Origin of the sequence: Corynebacterium sp. HMSC05E07, assembly GCF_001807225.1 — a bacterium.
GTDB classification, from domain to species: domain Bacteria; phylum Actinomycetota; class Actinomycetes; order Mycobacteriales; family Mycobacteriaceae; genus Corynebacterium; species Corynebacterium singulare.
The window spans coordinates 1-573 of sequence record NZ_KV788200.1; the positions used below are offsets into that span (position 1 = coordinate 1).

At 53.4% G+C, this 573-nt stretch carries 1 protein-coding gene; it reads right to left on the minus strand.

Annotated elements, in window-relative coordinates:
• Positions 1-573: VaFE repeat-containing surface-anchored protein (locus HMPREF3149_RS13500; protein ID WP_168162166.1), on the minus strand; the 573-nt coding region annotated here is incomplete at both ends.

A 573-nucleotide genomic window follows, 5' to 3' on the forward strand; every position in this document is an offset into this window, starting at 1 on the left:
CGTCTGATCCTGCGGCTGCGTCGGCTCAGTAGTCGTCGAACACTCCTCACCCGGCTTCTCAGACGTAGTCGTTTCCGGAGTCTCAGTCGACGGAGTCTCGACCGGCTTATCGGACCTTACAGTCTGCGCCTCGTCGTCGATGTCGGTGTGCTCAGCAATATCATTGCTCTCACCCGTCGTGGTTTCGTTACCGTTTTTATCAACGACGGTAGAGGTCAGGTACTCAAAAGCAACAGCTTCCTTAACAACCTCAGAAACCTCATCCAAGACAGTGATCTCAACCTTTTCCTCACCGAAAGACTTCGTCGGAGTAAAGGTCTTTTCACCACGGCCGATTACTGGGTACTCACCGGTGGCCTCATCCTTGACCTTCGAACGCAGCTCAGCGCGGAGGGTGTATTCCTTACCCGGAACCAAGTCAGTGTAGGTCACAGTATCGGTAACAACAGTGCCAGCCTTAATATCAGCACCTTCAGCCTTGGAGGCCTTGGTACCAATAGACGGGTTCCACTCAGTGGTATCCACGGTCTGGTCATCATCGTCGATGTCCTCGTGAGTGGTGATCAGGTTACC